This window comes from Stieleria sedimenti, from assembly GCF_025060895.1.
Taxonomy (GTDB): Bacteria; Planctomycetota; Planctomycetia; order Pirellulales; family Pirellulaceae; genus Stieleria; species Stieleria sedimenti.
The window spans coordinates 42,160-44,978 of the sequence record NZ_JANZKV010000187.1 but is presented as its reverse complement, the minus strand read 5'-3'; the positions used below and the strand labels follow the sequence as shown (position 1 = coordinate 44,978).

The following is a 2,819-nucleotide window of genomic DNA, read 5'->3' as shown; positions in this document are numbered from 1 at the left end:
GGCGTCAGCCACCGGAACGGGAAGTCCTCGATCACGGAGGCCTGAAAGGCCGGCACAATCGGTCTTATGAGCCGTGCGGGCTGCTAAAAGCTGGGGAACTGTGTCGGCCCGCTGGGCCTCAGAGACTCCTTGAAATCATCTCCGGTGGCTCACGCCACCGGCATCCACTCTGCCGGCCCTCCGGGCCTGAAAGACTTCGCCTATCCGGCAAAATCCGATACATAGAAAACGTTAGAGTCAGGAGATTTGAGATTTGAGATGTGAGATTTCAAACGACTGCCAAGTTTCGACTCCCACCTCATGCAATCACAATCGCGGGTCTCGCTGTTGCGGCATCTCCGATGCGACGGGCTTTGATGCGGACGTAGGGCGGGATGTAGGTTGCCCGATCGGCGAAGCTGTTGGCGACGGCATTCGCTTTGGCGTGCAGCGGTTCGATCAAGTCTTCGATCAAAAAACCACTGCGACACAAACCGCCGATCAGGTCTTCCCAACGGTGCAGGAATTCGACGGCGCCCTGTTCGCGTAATCGACTTGCACTGGGCGACATCACCGCAGGCGGCGGAACCGGTGCGTCGCGATAGTAGGTGTGACGGATCGGATAGCCGTCGGCCGAGCGTTGATAGCCGGCTTGCAAACTGATCGGCTGCTTGTGCTGGCTGATGTACAGACCGCCGGGACGGGTGACCCGCGCGACTTCGGCGAACACCGGTGCGACCGAAGGGACGTAACACGTGCTGACCGGATGAATCACGATGTCAAACTCGCCGTCGCTCAACCCGGACAGATCTTCCATCGTCGTTTGCAGCACCCGCATGCGGTAGCCGCGCTGGGCCGCCACCTGGCGGTCCAGCTCCAGCATCGCACCGCTCAGATCAACCACCGTCACCTCCGCGCCGGCGGCCGCGTACAGAGAACTCTGCCGCCCCCCCCCGGCTGCCAAGCACAACACCCGCTGGCCCGCGATCGATCCGCCCAACCAGCCGGCCTGGTCGACGACCGACAGCGGACGCGACAGCTCCTCTTCGGTGGCTGGTCGGCACAGCGGGTTGCCCGCGTCGGCCATTCGGTCGTAAACACGGCGATTGTTTTCCAGGGTCGCGTCGTGATTCACACAGCACTCTCGGGTAGGTGGGAAGTCCGGGTGGTTTGACGACGGTGATGACAACCAAACGCGGCGCGTCTCAGGCCGGCTATTTTGTTCGGGGATGGACCCAAAAAAAATCCCGCGAGGCCGCCGTTTTGACGAAAAACCCGACAACTGGGGTGAAAACAAAAGTCAAATGCGGGAATTTCTGGAACTTTCGCGGCCTTGTGCTCATCCGATTGACGTGAACGCTGAACTGCTCGGGGCACTCAGCCGAACCCATCCTGCGGCGTGACGCGGTTACTGTCCCCACTTGGCGACCGCTCTTCACTGTATCATTGAGCCCGGTAGATCCGATATGACTCGGAAACTGTCGGCGACGGATTCAAAAATGGCTTTACCAGAAGAACTTCTCGACGAGCTGCTTTCAGGGCACCTGGATGGTGCGCTCAGCGGTGACGAGCGCGCCCGGGTCGAGCAGATGCTAAGCGATGACCCCGCGATCAGCCAGCGGCTGGAGGGGTTAAAGCGACAGCGTGACGCATTTCGCCAGGCCTTGCTGGCGACTCCGAAGCTGCCCGACGGGTTCGCCGATCAAGTCGTGCAAGCCGCGATCGACCGGGCCGAAGCCGAAGAGCTTCGTAGCGACCACCCGCTGCGGTTGGCCGCAAGCGAATCTTTCATCGCCCCCCAGTCTGACCGAACGTTTTCGAAGCCCCGACTGGTTGCGATGGTCGCCGGCCTGGCGGCATCGGTGTTGTTTATCGGTCTGGCGGTCAAAGAATTCTCCGGCTCTGCGACGACGCAACCCGAGGACCCGTTGTTGGTCACGTCTCCCCAGCCCACCGTGGACCAACCCGGATCGATCGATCCCGTTCGCCCAGCGGAGCCGATGGTAGACCCGATGGCGGCCCCGGCGAGCGATGCGATCGCCGCCCGCGGGGACTCGTTGGATGATTCGGTGGCGAAGCCCGCCGCGGATTCGTTTGATGTTCCGCGTCCGGATTTGTCGCCGGAGACGCAACCGGAATCGAGCGGGCCGATGTTGGCCGATGCGAATCCCACGACACCAACACCGCCGGTCGCGGATGTCCCGGCGATGTCGGCTGACGACACGCCCGAGACGGCCCCGTTGGTTGCCCTGCGACCGCTCAAGATGTTGATGGTCGTGGAGATCCGACAGTCCGAGGCCGGCCGACAAATCGGTGCGTTTGATCAAGCATTGGCGGAGATTCAGATCGCCGCGAGCGACGAACGACAGGTCGACGAAGCACTTGCCCGAGCGGTTGCTCCCCAAGTCGACACCGACGCTTCGGCCGACCAGTCGCCACGGGCACTGCTGCTCGAATCGCCTGCCAAGAAACTCGATCGCCTGGTGATGCGATTGGTCAGCGACCGCGATGGCATCGAAGCGGTCGGGTTCTCCGCCATCAGCGTCCAGCTGGACGCACCGTTGCTGCGGTCGATCGAGTCGGTGCGAACGGTCGATCCGACCAAGATTCGTCACCAGGGTCAGATCGTTCCGATCGTCAGTGACGCCGACGAAGTGTTTGATGCCTGGGTTCAACAGCTCGCCGATCGCCCGTTCATTCCCGTTCGAGGCGAGCAAGAAGCTCAGTTGATCAGCTCGCAGCCCCCCGGCGAGTCCGGCCCCGACCCGATGGCGAACATTCTGTTCCTGGTTCGGTAGGGTTGCCTGACCCGAATGGCACGAGTGTTGGTGTGCAGGCTT

Annotated in this window: 2 protein-coding genes; one reads left to right on the top strand and one right to left on the bottom strand. The window is 62.0% G+C overall.

What is annotated here, in order from left to right; all coding sequences use genetic code 11:
- Positions 1–298: 298 nt before the first annotated feature.
- Positions 299–1,066 (bottom strand): class I SAM-dependent methyltransferase, encoded by a 768-nt coding sequence (locus NZK35_RS23735; RefSeq protein WP_259635011.1) that lies wholly within the window; start codon positions 1,064–1,066, stop codon positions 299–301.
- Positions 1,067–1,478: 412 nt separating this feature from the next.
- Here NZK35_RS23735 and NZK35_RS23730 point away from each other — a divergent pair, with 412 nt between their 5' ends.
- The gene (locus tag NZK35_RS23730; protein WP_259635009.1) at positions 1,479–2,777 is read left to right on the top strand and encodes an anti-sigma factor; all 1,299 of its coding nucleotides are present in this window, start codon (positions 1,479–1,481) and stop codon (positions 2,775–2,777) included.
- The last annotated feature ends 42 nt before the right edge of the window (positions 2,778–2,819 follow it).

Excerpts from the sequence above, each read along its gene's own strand:
- NZK35_RS23735 (WP_259635011.1), bottom strand. The coding sequence starts at position 1,066 with ATGGCCGACGCGGGCAACCCGCTGTGCCGACCAGCCACCGAAGAGGAG.
- NZK35_RS23730 (WP_259635009.1), top strand. The coding sequence starts at position 1,479 with ATGGCTTTACCAGAAGAACTTCTCGACGAGCTGCTTTCAGGGCACCTG.